The 16,360-nt window shown below is 71.4% G+C and carries 15 protein-coding genes; 2 read left to right on the top strand and 13 right to left on the bottom strand.

Features of this window, described 5'->3' with window-relative positions; all coding sequences use genetic code 11:
* Positions 1 to 92 precede the first annotated feature (92 nt).
* The 11 genes from FS770_RS04470 to malQ form a co-directional block, all read right to left on the bottom strand.
* Complete coding sequence (locus tag FS770_RS04470) at positions 93 to 1,982, bottom strand: NHL domain-containing thioredoxin family protein (protein ID WP_145010406.1); 1,890 nt, start codon at positions 1,980 to 1,982, stop codon at positions 93 to 95.
* Between the two features lie 256 nt (positions 1,983 to 2,238).
* Positions 2,239 to 4,407 (bottom strand): bifunctional copper resistance protein CopD/cytochrome c oxidase assembly protein, encoded by a 2,169-nt coding sequence (locus FS770_RS04475; protein WP_145010151.1) that lies wholly within the window; start codon positions 4,405 to 4,407, stop codon positions 2,239 to 2,241.
* Positions 4,408 to 4,504: 97 nt separating this feature from the next.
* A complete protein-coding gene (locus tag FS770_RS04480) occupies positions 4,505 to 5,776 on the bottom strand; it encodes a Dyp-type peroxidase (protein WP_145010154.1) in 1,272 nt (423 codons plus the stop codon).
* Positions 5,766 to 6,557 carry a copper chaperone PCu(A)C gene (locus FS770_RS04485; RefSeq protein WP_145010157.1) on the bottom strand — a complete coding sequence of 264 codons (792 nt, stop codon included), beginning with the start codon at positions 6,555 to 6,557 and terminating at the stop codon, positions 5,766 to 5,768. Before FS770_RS04485 ends, FS770_RS04480 begins: the two co-directional genes overlap by 11 nt.
* A 263-nt stretch (positions 6,558 to 6,820) precedes the next feature.
* Positions 6,821 to 7,546 carry a copper resistance CopC family protein gene (locus tag FS770_RS04490; RefSeq protein ID WP_244944735.1) on the bottom strand — a complete coding sequence of 242 codons (726 nt, stop codon included), beginning with the start codon at positions 7,544 to 7,546 and terminating at the stop codon, positions 6,821 to 6,823.
* Positions 7,547 to 7,657: 111 nt separating this feature from the next.
* Entirely contained in the window at positions 7,658 to 8,254 is a 597-nt protein-coding gene (locus tag FS770_RS04495; protein WP_144941047.1) for a hypothetical protein, read from the bottom strand.
* 208 nt (positions 8,255 to 8,462) lie between these two features.
* Complete coding sequence (locus tag FS770_RS04500; protein WP_055082754.1) at positions 8,463 to 8,747, bottom strand: HU family DNA-binding protein; 285 nt, start codon at positions 8,745 to 8,747, stop codon at positions 8,463 to 8,465.
* A 78-nt stretch (positions 8,748 to 8,825) separates the two neighbouring features.
* The gene (gene rpsN / locus FS770_RS04505; protein WP_012397436.1) at positions 8,826 to 9,131 is read right to left on the bottom strand and encodes a 30S ribosomal protein S14; all 306 of its coding nucleotides are present in this window, start codon (positions 9,129 to 9,131) and stop codon (positions 8,826 to 8,828) included.
* Between the two features lie 4 nt (positions 9,132 to 9,135).
* Positions 9,136 to 9,303 (bottom strand): 50S ribosomal protein L33, encoded by a 168-nt coding sequence (gene rpmG, locus FS770_RS04510; protein ID WP_012397435.1) that lies wholly within the window; start codon positions 9,301 to 9,303, stop codon positions 9,136 to 9,138.
* A 1-nt stretch (position 9,304) separates the two neighbouring features.
* On the bottom strand, positions 9,305 to 9,541 hold the full coding sequence (rpmB, locus tag FS770_RS04515) for a 50S ribosomal protein L28 (RefSeq protein ID WP_012397434.1): 237 nt from the start codon (positions 9,539 to 9,541) through the stop codon (positions 9,305 to 9,307).
* 560 nt (positions 9,542 to 10,101) lie between these two features.
* The gene (gene malQ, locus FS770_RS04520; protein ID WP_144941049.1) at positions 10,102 to 12,348 is read right to left on the bottom strand and encodes a 4-alpha-glucanotransferase; all 2,247 of its coding nucleotides are present in this window, start codon (positions 12,346 to 12,348) and stop codon (positions 10,102 to 10,104) included.
* 123 nt (positions 12,349 to 12,471) lie between these two features.
* Here malQ and FS770_RS04525 point away from each other — a divergent pair, with 123 nt between their 5' ends.
* Positions 12,472 to 13,182 (top strand): HAD family hydrolase, encoded by a 711-nt coding sequence (locus FS770_RS04525; protein ID WP_145010160.1) that lies wholly within the window; start codon positions 12,472 to 12,474, stop codon positions 13,180 to 13,182.
* A gap of 21 nt (positions 13,183 to 13,203) precedes the next feature.
* Here the strand turns inward: FS770_RS04525 and FS770_RS04530 are convergent, their stop codons facing one another.
* Both FS770_RS04530 and FS770_RS04535 read right to left on the bottom strand, forming a co-directional pair.
* On the bottom strand, positions 13,204 to 14,049 hold the full coding sequence (locus tag FS770_RS04530; protein ID WP_055082748.1) for an HpcH/HpaI aldolase/citrate lyase family protein: 846 nt from the start codon (positions 14,047 to 14,049) through the stop codon (positions 13,204 to 13,206).
* Between the two features lie 266 nt (positions 14,050 to 14,315).
* Complete coding sequence (locus FS770_RS04535; RefSeq protein WP_145010163.1) at positions 14,316 to 15,410, bottom strand: glutathione S-transferase family protein; 1,095 nt, start codon at positions 15,408 to 15,410, stop codon at positions 14,316 to 14,318.
* Positions 15,411 to 15,563: 153 nt separating this feature from the next.
* Here FS770_RS04535 and FS770_RS04540 point away from each other — a divergent pair, with 153 nt between their 5' ends.
* Positions 15,564 to 16,343: a hypothetical protein gene (locus FS770_RS04540; RefSeq protein ID WP_145010166.1), complete on the top strand. Its 780-nt coding sequence runs from the start codon at positions 15,564 to 15,566 to the stop codon at positions 16,341 to 16,343.
* The last annotated feature ends 17 nt before the right edge of the window (positions 16,344 to 16,360 follow it).

Here is a 16,360-nt window from a genome sequence, read left to right on the forward strand (position 1 = left end):
CGAACCTTTGCCGCCCCGGCCCGCAGGCGGCCGGGGGACGACGACGCCGCACGCGCTCTCCCCCGGGCCCGTCACGCGCCGTCGTCGCCGGCTCAGTCGAGCCCGCGCAGCTCCAGCGTGAGGGAGGAGTCCGCGGCGGGGTCCACCGTGAAGGGAATCCCCCAGTCCTGCTGGTAGAGGTGGCAGGCCGCGTGCTCGGGGATCTCGCCGTCCGGGGAGCCATCGCACGCCGCGGCCCGGGCGGTGATGTGCAGGACGCCCTCCGTGACGCCGTCGGCGAGCCGCAGGGTGCGGGTGAGCCCCCGGGCGGTGCCGTCCCCCGCAACGAGCGCGTCCTCCGGGGAGGAGGAGACCTTCAGCTGCGTGGGGTCCCCCCACCGGGTGTCGAGCTTCTGCCCGCTCGGGGCCGCGAAGCGGACGGTGAGCTCGAGCTCACCGGGGGCCACGGGGGTGCGCTTGCGCTGCATCTGCGCCGCGCCCTCGTCCACGGTCTGCGCCTGCTTGGGGACGGCCACCCGCACCAGGCGGTGGGCGTTGGTCTCGACCACCACGAGGACGGGCTCGTCCTGGCTCGTGTCCAGGAGCACGTCCGAGGGCTCGGCGAGTCCCCGAGTGAGGGTGGAGACCTCGCCCGTGGCGGGGTCGAAGCGGCGCACAGCACCGTTGTAGGTGTCGGCCACGGCCACGGAGCCGTCCGGCAGCACCGTGACGCCCAGGCAGTGCTGCAGCCGGGCCTGCTCCGCGGGGCCGTCGCGGAAGCCGAAGTCGAACAGGCCCAGGCCCACGGCGGAGTCCACCGCAGCCACGGCGCCGTCGTCGGTGAAGCGCACGCGGCGCAGCGCGGAGGACTCGGAGTCCGCGACCCACACGGAGCCGTCCTCAGCCTGCGCCAGGCCGGAGGGCTGGGCGAACCAGGAACCGTCCGCCGCGCCGTCGCGCAGACCCTCGTCCCCGGTACCGGCCAGCACGGCGAGCGCACCGGTGCGCGGGTCGAAGGAGAAGAGCTGGTGGGTGCCGGCCATTGCGATCACGAGCGCGTCCGCGGTCTGCGACCACACGACGTCCCAGGGGGAGGACAGCGCCACGGACAGGGGGTCCCCCTCCGTGATCGCGTTCGGGTCCACGCCGCGGGCGCGCGCGTCGTCGAGCAGCCGCTGGACGCCGTTGCCGGCGATGGTGCGCACCGACCCCGAGCCGAGGTCCACCCCGCGCAGCCGGTGGTTCACGGTGTCCGCGACCACGAGGTCGTAGCCGAGCTGCGAGCGCAGCTGCTGCGGAAGCACCGCGATGCCCTGGGGCTCGTTGAACCGGGCCGCGTCCCGCGGTCCGTCCGCCCAGCCCCGGGTGCCGGAGCCGATGGTGCCGCGCACGGTGGCGAGGTCCGCCTCGAGCTGCACCAGACGGTGGTGGCCGGTGTCGCTCACCATGAACGAGCCGTCCGGCAGGGCCACGACCTTGCCCGGGAAGCGCAGATCGCCCTCGGGCCGGGGGCGGGGCACGTACGGGCCGTCCCCGCGGTGCAGCGTGCCCTTGGCCTCGTGCTCGGCCACGAGCTCCGCCACCAGGGACTCGAGCCCCTGGACGTGCCCCTCGCCGGAGAGGTGGGCCACGACGTAGCCCTCCGGGTCCAGCACCACCAGGGTGGGCCACGCACGTGCGGTGTAGGCGTCCCAGGTCTGCAGGCGGGGGTCGTCCAGCACGGGGTGGGTGATCTCGTAGCGGTCGACGGCGGCGGCGAGCGCGTCCGGGTCCGCCTCGTGCTCGAACTTGGGCGAGTGCACGCCCACCGTCACGAGCACGTCGGAGTACTGCTCCTCGAGGGGACGCAGCTCGTCGAGCACGTGGAGGCAGTTGATGCAGCAGAAGGACCAGAAGTCCAGGACCACGATCTTCCCGCGCAGGGCGTTCAGGTCCAGCTGCTCACCACCGGTGTTCAGCCAGGCCCGGCCCTCGAGCTCGGAGGCGCGGACGGGGGTCGTCATGCGTGCGGTTGTCACGTCGGATGGATCCTTCCGGGACGGGGAGAGTTGTCTACCGGGGACAACGTTATCCGCGCGCCCCTGCTTCCCGGGCCTCGAGTGACGTCCCACGCGCGGCGGTGGATCCAGGCTGAGGCGAGGGCCGGGCACCGGCGGAGCGGGGAGTGCCGCGGGGACGGCTCCCCGCGCCGCGGTGCCGGGTGGGGAGACCGTGGGCACGGCATCGTCGTGCTGAGCCGCGGGGCACGACGACCCCGGCTCAGCGGCCGCGCTCGTCCCGTTCGGCGAGCTCGGCCATCATCTGGTTGTAGGCGCGCAGCTCGGCGTCGTCCGTGCGGTCCGCCTGCCGATCCACGCGGCGGTTCTCCTTGGAACCCTCCATGGCCCACATCACGGCCACGATGACCGCGAGCAGGAACGTGGGGAACTCCCCGATGCCCCACATGAGCATTCCGCCGAGCTCCTGGTCATCCAGGGCGCTGGGCCCCCAGGGACGGCCCATGTTGCCGAACCAGGACGCCTGCAGCACCGTGGTCAGACTCATGATGCTGATGCCGATGAACGCGTGGGCGGCCATGGTGGCGAGCAGCAGCAGCAGACGCATCGGGTAGGTGGGACGCCGCGGGATGGGGTCGATGCCGATCAGCACGAGCGCGAACATGTACCCGGTGAACAGGAAGTGCACCATCATGAACTCGTGGCCCACGTGGTAGCGCAGGGTGAAGCGGAACAGGTCCGTGAAGTAGAACAGCACGATCGAGAACGCGAAGTTCGCGGCCGCGAAGATCGGGTGGGTGACCACTTTGCCCCACGTCGAGTGTACGAGCCGCAGGATCCACTCACGGGGCCCGCGGGTGCCGTCCCGGCGCGATTCCAGTGCCTTGAGAATGACGGTGACCGGCGCACCACAGACCAGGAAGAGCGGCACGACCATCGTGAGGCTCATGTGCTCCACCATGTGGGCGGAGAACAGCACGCGGGCGTAGACGGCCACACCGCCGCTCGTCGCGTACAGCAGAGCGGCGAGACCCGCGAGCCAGGATGCCGTGCGCAGGACAGACCAGGTGTCCCCGCGGCGCCACACCTTGACCGCGGCCCACAGGTAGACCACGGCCATGAAGACCACCACGGCCACCCAGAACCAGTCCAGGCGCCAGGTGGTGAACCAGCTCGCCGGGGTGGGTTCCGGGGGCAGCTCGTACCACGTGAGGATGCGGGCGGGCGAGGCGTCCGGCTGCAGCTCCTCGGGCACGGGAGGGGCTGTGCGCCCCAGGGCCGTGGCGATGCCCATGAGCAGGCCCATGAGTACGACCTCCACCACGATCACGCGCCACATCGTGACCGTGCGCGAGCGCGAGCCGTCCACCACACCCGGGATCAGCCACTGGCGGTGGGCGAAGCCGGCCAGCCCCAGCAGCAGGGTCAGCACGAGCTTGGTCAGCGCGAGTACCCCGTAGGAGGAGCCCAGCTGCTCCCACGAGCCGACGCGCACCGCGGCATTGACGATGCCGGAGAGCAGCACCAGCGCGTAGCAGCCCAGTGCCACCGCGGAGTAGCGCCGCAGCACCACCGCGAGCAGCGGCTCGGTGTGGGTGTTCCCGCCCCGGCGGCTGACCACCGAGAATTCCCGGGAGAGCAGGGGACCCACCCAGACCAGCACCAGGATTCCGCCCACCCACAGGCACACGCCCAGCAGGTGCAGGCCCAGGGAGTTGACCGCGCCCATGTGGTCCGCGCCGCCTGAGGCGTGGCCGTTGAGGGCCATGGCCACGAGCGCCACGAAGGACAGTGCGAGCGTGCAGAACAGGCCCAGCAGCGCCCGCACGCCGAAGACCAGGGTGGTCACCACCGCCGCGACCATCACGATGACCGCCTGCGACTGCCCCGTGGAGATCCCGGTGATGTAGTGCAGCAGCTGCTGCGTGTAGTTCCCCCCACCGCCGATCGAGGAGCCGGAGACGTCCGAGTAGGTGAAGATCAGCACCGCCACGGCGGCCACCGTCCACACCACGGACGCCGCCTCCACGAGTTGCAGGACCGAGCGGAATGCCGGGTGCTCCGGCTCCCCCACCTGATCCCGGCTGCTGCGCGGTGGGCGCCTGCGGGAGCGGTCCGCGAAGCGCGGCACCACCCCGATGGCGAAGAGCAGCCCACCCATGACCACGGTCATCGCGATGTTGTGGACCACCTTGACCGTGGGCAGACCCCAGCGCACGAGCGTGCCGGGGTCTGCGACCTGCCGGGGAGCCGCAGCCCCGCCGAAGACCAGTGCGGCGCTCATCCCGACCATCGCCGCTACGAGGACCACCGTGATGGTCCAGGGGCTCACGCTCACACCCGTCCCGGACGACGACACCGCCCCACCGGGGGTGCCGCCCGCGCGACGTCCGTCGCGCCGGTCCTTGCTCGTGGTTCGTGCCCTGCTCATGCTCGTGCCCCTCCGGCCCGTTGCTCGTCCGATGTCTGTTGCCCCGCGGCTTCCGGTCCCGGGGGCGCCGTCGGCTCCGCCGTGGTCGCGGCGTGCGTCACGTGAACAGCACGTCCCCGATGAAACCACCCGACTCGCACCCGGGCGGGATGGCGAACACGGCCGAGCCGATGGGAACGGTCCACGTGTTCAGCATGTCCAGCTCGTCCAGCCGCTTCTGGATGGGGACGAACTGCTTCAGCGGATCCGCCTGGTAGGAGGCGAAGATCAGCCCCGTGGCAGAGACTCCCCCGCTGACGTCCCCTGAGCCGCTGCGCCCGGAGGCGTCTTGCACCGCAAGGTCGTAGTTGTACACCCTGCGGAAGATCTTCTCGTCCGGGTTCGGGCTGCGCGAGCGCCGCACATGGCTGTAGGAGGAGATCACAGGGAAGCCCAGGGGCCCCTTCGCGTCGAGGTCCGGTTCGTCGTGCTCCTTCTGCCCGGTGAGGGGGGCGCCGTCCGTGAGCCTGCGCCCCACCGCGTCCTCCCGCGCCGGGGTGTCGGCCTCGTCCCACGTGTCCAGGTTCATGTGGATCCGCCGTAGCACCAGCGAGGTGCCGTTCTCGATCCAGGGCGTGAAACCGTCCCGGCCGTAGACCACCTGCTCGTGGTCCTCCTCCCCCGGGTAGGGGTTGGAGGTGCCGTCCACCTGGCCGAAGAGGTTGCGCATGCTCTGCCCGTCCGGGGTGGCGCCCACCGTGTTGCGGAAACCGTCCTGCACCCACCGCACGCTCGCGAACGAGCGGACGTCCTTGAGCAGCACGCGCTGGGCGTGGGCCATGGTCAGGCGGTCGTCGCAGCACAGCTGCAGCAGCAGGTCCCCCTGGTTCCAGGCGTCCTGCAGCCTGTCCACCCCGAAGGCGGGCAGGGGCCGCAGCCACCCCGGGGCGCGGGAGCGGTCGACCAGCGAGACCGCGCGCGGGCCGAAACCCACGGTCACGGTGAGGCGTGACGGGTTCTCCGCGAGCCACGGCTCCTGGTCGTTGACGGGCGCCTGCCCCTGCGTGAGCGCCGAGGCGTCGTCCGTGAGCACGCGCAGCAGCCGTCGCATCGACTCGTGGGTGGCCGCGGCGTCGAGGTCCAGGGCCACGAACGCGCAGAACGCCTGCGGCAGCGTGGCCACTCCCGCCTGCCGGGCACCGTGGAACGGCTCGACGCGCTGCCCGGGGCGGGTCTCGTCCCGCGCAGCCGCAGACCAGGGAGCCTGCCCACCCACGACGGCCGCGGAGACGGCGCCGATGCCGGTCGCACCGGCGCCGGCGACCGCGCCCGTGAGCAGCGACCGCCGGCTCCAGCCCGAGGGCTTCACTGGCACCCGATCAGCCGGCATGGCATTCCGGGAGCGCGGAGGAGGACGGCGAGCTCATGTCCATGCCCGCGTGCGAGGAGCCGGAGCCCTCCGTGCTGCCACCGGACGAGTGTTCGTGGCCGGAGTGCTCCGCGTACTCGGAGCTCCCTGCGGACGCCTCCGGGCTCGCTGAGGACATGTCCATGGCCTCGTGGGAATTCGAGGAGCCGCTCGCGTCCTCGCCCGGTGTGTACTCCTCCTTGGCACCCGAGTAGTCGCGCACCGGGACCGTGACCGTCTTGGTCCCGGCGTCCGAGTGCAGCTGCAGCGTGAGGTCTGCCCCCGCCTTCAGCGAGCAGGTGAGGTCCATGAGCATGATGTGGTTCCCACCAGGTTCCAGGGCGGTGCTCTTGCCCGCGGGAATCGTGAAGCCGCCATCCTTCTGGCGCATGGTGGTGGAACCGCTCGTGCTGTCTGTGACCGTCTCGTGCAGCTGGACGGAACCGGCCGTTCCGTCCGCGCTGGCCCCGGTGACGGTCACGTCCTTGTCCGAGGTGTTGGTGAGCGTGCCGAAGGCGGCGGTCGTTCCCGAGTCCGCGGCCTTCGCCCAGCCGTTGTCGAGCGTCAGCGGCGCGTCCGAGGCGCTCTGGGAGGCGGACGGGGACGACTCCGCGCCGCCGCCGGAGGCCGAGCAGCCGGTCAGTGTCGCGAGACCGATCCCGAGTGCCGCCACCGCAGCGAACGCGCGGTGGGCGAGCGGCGGGGTGGCTCCCGCGCGACGCCCGGCTGTGGAGGTGGTTGTCGTGTTGTTGTCCAGGTTCATGGTGTTCCTCGTGGAAGTTGGGGTCCGGTTCGGACGCGGCACAACGGCGGTGCGAGCGACCCGTCGGGGCCTGCCGTGCGGCGTCGGCCAACCGGGCCGGCGTGGGCCGGGCGGGCGGCGGACGCGGGGTGCGCGGTGCGCGCGTGCCCGGCGGTGTGCGAACCGGGGAGGGGTGGATGGTGGCCGGAGCCGCGGCACGGCCGCGCTCCAGGATCAGCTGAGCTCCGGGATCAGCCGAGCGCCGGAGCAGCGCGGCCGGCGGATCAGCGCTGCCGGGGGCGGGTGGCGAAGGCCAGCACCACCAGCAGCAGCACCAGGGCCACGACGCCCCCGATGACCGGCAGCACCCAACCCGGCACGCCCGTGCCGCTCACAGGCTGCTGTGAGTCGTCGGACCCCCCCGCCTGCCCGGACGCCGAGGCCACCGGGGCGGGGGACGCCGTGGAACCGGCGCCCTCGCCAACGTCGTACGTGAAGGTTCCCTCGATCGGGTGGCCGTCCCGGGAGACGACCCGCCACGTGACGGTGTAGGTCTCGTCCCCGTCCCCGCCCTCGCGCAGCGGCTGCGAGACCTTCGTCTTCTGCACGGCCAGCGTGCCGCGGGTGATGTCCGTCCCGTGCGAGTCCGTGACCCGGACCTCGCTGCCGATGTCCTGGATGTCGCCGGAGAACGTCAGCTCCAGCGTGGTCGGGGCCTTCTCGATGCTCGAGCCCGCCGCGGGGTTCGTGCTCACGAGCTCGTCGTGGGCGCTCGCCGGAGCGGCCGTGGCCAGCACGAGGAAGATCGCCACGAGGCCTGCGAGGAGCACGGGCACGACGGCGCGGGGCCCCCCGGGCGCGGCGGCGGCACCTGCCGCCGCCTGCGAGCTGACAGGGACGGGCGTGGAAGCCCCGTCGACGCCCGTCACCGGTGTGGTGCGGGCTGCTCGGGTGCGACGGGCATGGGCGGTGTGGACCGGGGGTGTGTGGCGGGAGTTCATGTGTTCCATGGGATGTGTCTCTCCTGCGCCGGGAGGCGCGAGTGTGCCGCGCGGGGCGGCTGGGCTGCAATTGGATGCTCCGGATGGCATCGACGCTGCACGACGGGCTGCGCCGGACGCCTACGCGGCGGCCGGCGGCCCGCGGTACCCGCACAGGCTGGAGAGCAGCAACTGGTCCGACAGGGCCCGAGGGGAGCTCCAGGATGTCCGCCGGGGAACCGGCGGGAGCACGGGCCGCGGGAGCAGGTTGAGCAGCCGCAGCACCCGCAGCGAGCAGGCGGCGAGCAGGCGCACGACAGCCACCTCACCGTGGCGCAGCAGCGCGTAGGTCGCGAGTGCGGCGAGCACGTGCGCCGCGAGCATGGCACCGCTGTGGTGGGTGACCGGTGGCACGGAGGTGAGCAGCTGCTGCGGCTCCTCCAGTGCGGCCGTGCCGTGGTGGTGCGTGCGCGTCGCCGCGTGCACCATGGCCCCGGACTGGGCGAAGAGCAGGTGCAGCAGCAGCTGGCTGACAGCCACGCTGGCCGCCACGCCCGCGCGGGACAGCGCCCGCCCGGAGAGCAGCATGCACACCGGGGCCGCGAGACACGTGGACAGGGCGATCACCAGCGGTGGGGGCCAGGTTCCATCCAGGGCGGCGTGGGAGCCCGCGGCCAGCGTGGTGCCCAGCAGCGCCGCGCTCCAGCCGCGGGCAAGTCGGCGTGCGCGAGGGGACACCGAACACCTCCGGGACTGGCTGCGGGACAGGACAGGGACTCCCATTATGCGCCACTCCAGGCGCGCGGTACGAACCTTCCCGGGGTGTGGCGCGGTCCGTGCCGTACCGGAAATGTGCCGCGTCATGGCGCACGCAAAGGGACCGTCCGCGCGGATGCGCGAACGGTCCCTTGAACAGTCACGGGTACGGGACCCGTGCCAGCCTGTCTCACTTGGAGGAGACGGCAGCCTTCAGCTTGGAGCCGGCGGTGAGCTTCACACCGTGGCCGGCGGGAATCTGGATAGCCTCGCCGGTCTGCGGGTTGCGGCCCTGGCGAGCGGCACGGTCCGTGCGCTCGACGGAGAGCCACCCCGGGATCGTGATCTTCTCGCCCTTGGAGACGGAGCTCTCGAAGACCTCGAAGAGGGAATCCAGCACGCCGTTGACGGCGGCCTGGGTGTTGCCGGACTTCTCGGCAACCTCGGCGACGAGTTCACTGCGGTTCATAGCCATGTGCTTGTCCTCCTGGACTGGGTTGGCGATCTCTCGGAAGGGACTACCGAGGGGCGGGAGGCCCCTCACGGTGAGAAATTACCAGCTTGACTTGTAGATGCCGGGCAGTTCGCCGCGGTGAGCCATGTCGCGGAAGCGCACACGGGAGATCCCGAAGCGCTGGAAGGTGCCGCGGGGACGGCCGTCGATCTGGTCGCGGTTGCGCACACGGATCGGGGAGGCGTCACGGGGCAGCTTCTGCAGGCCCAGACGGGCCTCTTCACGGGCCTCGGGGGACGCGTTCTCGTCCACGAGGGTCTTCTTCAGCTCTGCGCGCTTGGCGGCGTAGCGCTCAACGATGACCTTGCGCTGCTCGTTCTTGGCGATTTTGGACTTCTTGGCCATGGATTCAGCGCTCCTCGCGGAAATCGACGTGCTTGCGGACCACCGGGTCGTACTTCTTCATGACGAGGCGGTCGGGGTTGTTACGGCGGTTCTTGCGGGTGACGTAGGTGAACCCGGTGCCGGCCGTGGACTTGAGCTTGATGATGGGACGTACATCCTTGTCCTTAGCCATCTCAGATCTTCTCCCCACGTGCGATGAGTTCGTTGACCACGGCGTCGATGCCGCGGGCATCGATGACCTTGATGCCCTTCGCGCTCAGGTTGAGCGTGACGTTGCGACGCAGCGAGGGCACCCAGTAACGCTTCTTCTGGATGTTCGGGTTCCACCGGCGCTTCGTGCGGCGGTGCGAGTGCGAGATGCTGTGGCCAAAGCCCGGCTGGGCCCCGGTCACCTGGCAGTGCGCTGCCATAGTGTTCTCCTCCAATGTCCAATGTCGACGAAATGACGGCACGCATGGCGGCCGCCGGGCGGTGTTCCGCCAGCGGCCGTGGCCACGAGTGGTCCGTCACCTCAAGAAAATGCCACCGTTCGCGCGCCGGGCGTGATGTGCTCTTACCCCGCGGCAGTACCGGTCAGGGCACTCGCTACGACGAAGACGGTGAAGATCTAGGCGCCGGTAGATGGACTCCACCACACGACAGCCTTAGATTCTAGGCTTCTACGGACTCTCTCGCAAATTTGAAACGGAAACAGTGCGATTGAGCGCCCCTCGATTCTAGCCGGTGCGCCGCGATGCGCCAATTCGCGGGCCTCGCAGCGGAGTTTGGCACAGAATCCGCCCCCCCCGGGGGCTCACCCTCGGGTGGCCCGGGGCGCAGAGACGAGTGTGGGGGGGGGCGACCCGTCCATGACCCGGCTCACCACCCCGACACACCTTCTTCGGCCCATCTCCTCACCCAGGAGATTAGGGAAGACTTATCTTACCTAATTCATCCAGGGGGGCAACCCTCCCTGCCACCCGCCCTTGCCTCAGGACTCCGGCGTGGCAGCACGGAACGGGTCCGCGATGTCGCGGTGCTCGGGCTGCTTGGGGGCCCGAGAGGTGACCTTGGGGTCCCTCCGGTGCGTGCCGAGAGCCTCGTTGACCACGTCCACGAGCTTGTTCACGCGCTCCATCCGTGGCAGGTTCTCGAGCATCACGGGCCGGCCGTCCGAGTCCGCGAGCGGCACCCGCCAGTTCGGGTACTCGTCGCTCGTACCGGGCTGGTTCTGGATCCGCTTCTCCCCCACGGCGTCCACCAGGGAGACGTTGAGCAGCAGCGAGGGGGCATCGCACAGGTAGCGGTAGAGCGCCTCGATCTTCTCCTCCTGCCCGGACTCCTCACCGTGCGGGAGGTAGCCAGCGTCCGCCACCGCGGTGAAGAACGTCTCGAGCTGGCGCCGGGCGTCCTCCCGCTCCTCCTCCGGGGAGCGGGCGAGCAGGCCCAGCTTTTCGCGCAGCTCCAGCTGCACTCCCTCGAGGTAGCCGGCCGTGGGCGGCAGGTCGTGGGTGTTGACCGAGGCCATGCACAGCTCCCGGTAGCGGGAGGGGTCCAGGGGCATGTCCCCGTCCATCTCGAACCACAGGATGGATGTCCCCAGCACACCCTTGCCCTCCAGGTACTCGCGCACGCTGTCCTCGACGGTGCCCAGGTCCTCGCCCACCACGATCACGCCGGCGAGCTCGGCCTCGAGAGCCAGCACCCCCACCATGGCCTCGTGGTCGTAGTAGACGTATGTGCCGTCCGAGGCCTTGTTGCCGTCCGGGATCCACCACAGCCGGAACAGTCCGGCAACGTGGTCGATCCTCACTCCGCCGGAGTGGCGGAAGATGCTGCCCATCATCTGCCGCCACGGCCGGTAGCCGGCCTCCGCGAGCTTCTGCGGGTCCCACGGCGGCTGGCTCCAGTCCTGGCCGAGCTGGTTGTACATGTCCGCGGGGGCACCCACGCTCACACCCTGGGCCATGACATCCTGCAGGGCCCAGGCGTCCGCGCCGTGCTTGTGGACGCCCACGGCGAGGTCGTGCACCACGCCGATGTCCATGCCCGCCCGGTGGGCGGCGCGCTGGGCGGCCTCCAGCTGGTCGTCGAGCAGCCACTGCAGCCAGACGTGGAAGTTGATGCGGTGGCGCAGCCGGGAGCGCGCCTCCCGGGCGTACGGAGACTCGGGCGAGGCGGCGTCGCCCTCCCACAGGGGGCTGTCCTCCCCCAGCTCCTCGCGCAGCGCACACCACAGGGCGAAGTCCTGCAGCGGCTGCCCGCCCTGGGCCACGAAGGCCTCGAGCTGCTGCTGACGGTGGGGGGAGCGACGCACCGTGTAGAGCAGCTCGAGCGTCTTGAGCTTGGCGGCGAACGCGGAGTCGCGGTCGATCGTGGAGGGGTCCAGGACCGCCTTGCGCTCGATGGCCGCGAGCCGGTCCACGACCTCCCGGTCCGCCGGGCGCAGGTACGGGAACTCGGCCACGTCCGCCACGCGCAGGTAGAGGGGGTTGAAGAAGCGGCGGCTCGAGGGCAGGTACGGAGAGGGCTCCACGGGCGGGACGGGCTCGGCGGCGTGCAGCGGGTTGATCAGCACGTAGTCGGCGCCCTGGACGCCGCTCACGGCTGCCAGGGACGCGAGGTCCGAGAGGTCCCCCACGCCCCAGGAGCGCGAGGAGACCACGGAGTACAGCTGGGCCATGTAGCCCCAGTGTCGGCTTCGGCGCAGCCGGTCCGTGGTGCTGAGGCGCTGCGGGGTCACGGCGACGTCGATCTCCGCGGACTCGCCCGAGCCAGTGGTGGCCTCCAGCCGGTACCAGCCCAGCGGCAGCCCCCCCGGCAGCGCGTGGGCCACCCGCTGCCGGCTCGTCCCGTCGACGCGGCGCATCTCGGGAGCCGTCCCCTGCGCGGGCCGCAGTTCCCAGACCTCGTCCGGATCGTCCTCGTGCCACAGCCGCACGCGCACGGTGTCCCCGTCGTCGAACGTCACCGGGACCGAGGCCGCGGCACCCGCCTCGGTTACGAGGACGGGCGGCAAGAGGGTGCGCCACGGCGCGGTCTCGCGCTCGGCCAGGCTGCGCCGCGCGGCGTCGTCGTCCGTGACGTCCGCTCCGAGCGCCGTGAGCACGCTGCGCAGCGTCTTCTCCGGGACGCTCACCGTCTCCCCGTCAAAGCCCTCATACTGCGTGGCCACCCGGTACTGCGTGGCCAGGCGCTGCATTGTGGTTTCCCCTGAATGTCCTGCGTTCTCCGGCATGGTCCCACTCTAGTCAGCGGGCCCTGGTCAGCGGGCGGGTGCCCCTCTGCGACAGCCCCGGGGACGACGCCGCCGCCCGCACCGTCCGCGGGCCGCGCCACCTCCGCGTGGTTGACTGGGTGCATGGAACCCAGCCTCCCCGCCCCGGACCCGCAGTGGCGACCCCGCGCCGTCGTCTTCGACTGCGACGGGGTGCTCATGGACACCGAACGAGCCTGGTCGGACGTGCAGCAGCAGGTGGCCAAGCGTTTCGGCGTGCCGCTCGACGAGCGCACGGGAACGGACCTGATGGGCCTGGCGGCGAGGGATGTGGCACGGCACATCGCACGCGAGGCGGAGGCCGCGGCGAAGACCGGCGGCGGGAGCGCTCCGTCCGTCGACGAGGTGCTCCAGGACCTGCTGCGCACCGAGCAGGACGTGGTCAGCCAGGTGCTGAAACCGCTGCCCGGCGCGGTGGAGACGGTGCGGGCCGTCGCCGGACACGTGCCGGTGGCCGTGGCGAGCAACTCGACCCGCGCGATCCTCGACCGCAAGATGGCCGCCATCGGTCTGGACGACGTCCTGCAGACCTGGGTCAGCGCGAACGACGTGGCCGAGGGAAAGCCCGCCCCGGACATATACGAGGAGGCCGTCCGTCGGCTCGGCGTGGCACCGGAGCAGGCCCTCGCCGTGGAGGACTCCCCCGCCGGGAGCTCCGCCGCAGAGGCCGCCGGGATGGTCGTACTGGGCGCGCCCCACGGCCACGACGAGCCGCTGCGCTCCCACTACCTCGTGGACTCCCTCGCCGACCCTGCGCTCACGCAACTGCTGCGGGGATGGGGCCTGGAGGGCTGAACCCGCTGCGGGCCGCGGGTCTCAGCTGTTCCAGAGGCCGTAGGTCTCAGCCAGCTCGGAGACCTTCCTGGCGCGGGCGAGCCGCGGCAGGTAGGAGCCGTCTGCCCCGGCGTGGCCGGAGTTCGCCTGCTCGATCATCTCCCGTGCCCAGCGGATCTCCTGGTCGCTCGGAGCCAGGGCGTGGTTGATGCCGTCCGCCTGGGCGGGGTCCAGGCACAGCTTTCCGGTCATGCCCATGGACTGGGTGACCTTGCACGCGGCGGCGAGCTCCTCGCCATACATGCCGTTGCTCGGCCCGTCGACCGGGCCGGGCAACTCGCCCACGCGGGACGCGGTGACGAGCGTGGAGCGTGCGAAGGCCAGCGCCATGGGGTCCCCGGAGGCGCCGGTGTCCTTGCGGAAGTCACCCACGCCGAAGGCCAGGCGGAAGACGCCCGGGGCGCGGGCGATGTCGTACGCGTTCATCAGACCCACCGCGGACTCGATGAGCGCGACCACGGGAGTACCCGCGCGGCTCATCATCGCCGTCTTGGTGATGTGGTCCGGGTGCTCGGTCTTGGCAAGCACGATCCCCCGCAGGTTGCCTACCTCGCTCAGTGCCGCAAGGTCCTTCTCCCAGTGCGGGGTGCTGATGTCGTTGATCCGCACCCACGCGCTGACGCCGTCCTGCATGGCCCGCACCATCTCCGTTCGCGCGCGATCCTTGTCCTCCTCCGGCACGGCGTCCTCGATGTCGAGCACCACCGAGTCCGCCTCCGAGGCCAGCGCCGGGGCGAAGAGGGCGGGATCCGCCGCGGACGTGAGCAGCCACGACCGGGACAGCCGTGCGGGAAGTGCTGCGGCGCGCTCATTGCGGTACGGGACCATGAATCTCCTCGGGAGTCGTCGGACGGTGTCCGGGGGACGGGCGGGCCCTGGACCGCTCCTCGCCAGGAGAGAGTACGCAGGAGGACCGGATCCGGGGCGGAAGCCACATAAACCTTATTACCCGGGCACCGGGTGCGTCCCGGGCACGGCGCACAAAAGCACCCGGGGCGCACTTGTGGGGTTCCCACGAGCACTCCGCCAGCCGCGCGGAACCGGCCCGGGCTGCCGGAGTCGGCCGCGCGGCGTCGTCGTCCCCCGCTCCCTCCTCAGTCAGTGAGCGGGGTGTGCTCTGCGAGCACCCGCTCCTGCGGGCGAACCGGGCCAGGGGGCGTGGCCCCCGGTGCGAACGGGGACCCGCCGAGAGCCTGCCGGCCGTGCGGCGTGGTCCAGTTGGTGAGGTCCGGACCCAGCGGGACGATGCCGGAGGGGTTGATGTCGCGGTGGACCACGAAGTAGTGGTCCTTGATCTGCTGGAAGTCCACTGTGTCCCCGAAGCCGGGGGTTTGGAACAGGTCCCGCGCGTAGCCCCACAGGTTCGGCATCTCGGTGAGCTTGTTCCGGGACGCCTTGAAGTGGCTCACGTACACCGGGTCGAAGCGCACCAGGGTGGTGAACAGGCGGACATCCGCCTCGGTGATGTGCTCGCCCATCAGGTAGCGGCGGGTCGCCAGCCGCTCCTCGACCCAGTCCAACCCCGCCCACAAGCGCTCGTACGCGGCGTCGTAGGCCTCCTGCGAGCCCGCGAAGCCGCAGCGGTACACGCCGTTGTTGATCTCGGTGTAGACGCGGCGCATGACCGGGCGCATCTCCTCCACCAGCTCGGCGGGCCACAGGTCCGGGGCGCCATCGCGCTGGTACTCGCGCCACTCGGTGGCGAAGTCCTCGGTCATCTGCGCGAAGTCGTTGGTCACCACCTGACCCGTGGGCGCGTCCACCATGGCCGGCACGGTGATGCCGCGCGGGTAGCCTGGGAAGCGCGCGAAGTAGTTCTCCTGCAGCCGCTGGGTGCCCAGCACGGGGTCGCGGCCGTCCGGGTCGAGGTCGAAGCGCCAGGACCGGGCGTCGTGGGTGGGGCCGGCAAGGCCCAGGGAGATGGCGTCCTCCAGCCCCAGCAGCCGGCGCACGATCAGCGTGCGGTTCGCCCAGGGGCAGGCCCGGGCCGCGACCAGGCGGTACCGCCCGGGCTCCACGGGCCATGCCTGCGCCCCCGGGGACAGCTGCGCGTGCTCGGGATCCGCGACGATGCGGTCCTCGATGTACGTGGTGTCACGGTCGTACTCCTCGCCCTCGCGGACGTAGGACCCCACCGTGGAGTACTTCTCGTGGTCCTGCTCGCCGTTGTCCGCCGTCAGATCCGACATGTACCACCTCCTGTGAACGTCTTGCGGATGATACGTCCAGCGTGCCACGGGTCCCCATCTCACGTCACCGCGGCGGGCTACAGTGGCCTTGTTTGAGGCCGTGCGCGGCAGAGCCGCCGCGCGGCACCGCCGCTCGACCACACTGGATCAGCCATGACTCCCGCCCAGCACCCCCGCGACCGCCACGATACCGACGACACCCCGCGCCGGGGCCCCAGCGCGTCCGGGGCCGCAGTGCCTGGAGACCAGGGCACCTGCCACGAGGACGAGCGCCCGCGCTACGGCATCCGCGCGCAGCCGGCCGAGGAGACGCCCCGGCCGACGGCCACGTCGCCCTCCGCACCCGGTCAGCCCTCTGAGCCCTCCACGCGGACCGCTTCTGCACAGGCCGCCCGGCGCATGGGCCGGGGGCTGTCCTTCACCGTCATCCTGCTGGGGCTGCTCGCCGGTCTGGGGCTGCTCGCAGCGGGCACCTGGCTCGGCTGGCTCGTGGGCGGTGCCCTCGTGGTGGCGGGGCTCGCGGGCTACGCGCTCGTGCAGACCCGCGCGCTCGCCGTGTTCCGGGAGCCCTGGGAGACGGGAGGCCCGCAGCGCCGCCCGTGGTCCAGGCTGTGGCTCATCCCCGCCGCCCTGCTGCTGCTCGGGCTGGGCTGCTTCGCCACCGCGTTCGTCGTCCCCTCCTGGCTCGGTCCGTCCGTGCCCCCAGACCTGCTGGACGACTACATCCTGGCGTTCGTGGTGGGGGGCATGACGATGGTGGTGGGCGCCGGTCTCGGCTTCGGCCTGGTCGCCACCGCACGGCTCACGCGCCCGGACGACGACGACTCCCCCCTGCGCCCCACCGACTACGCCGAACGCGTGCGCTGCCGGGATCGCCACGAGGACCCGGGCCACTACGACTCCGACTGGATCACCCGCGAGCACCGCGGCTGAGCCCACCCACCATCCGC

This window comes from Kocuria salsicia, from assembly GCF_007681555.1.
GTDB classification, from domain to species: domain Bacteria; phylum Actinomycetota; class Actinomycetes; order Actinomycetales; family Micrococcaceae; genus Kocuria; species Kocuria salsicia.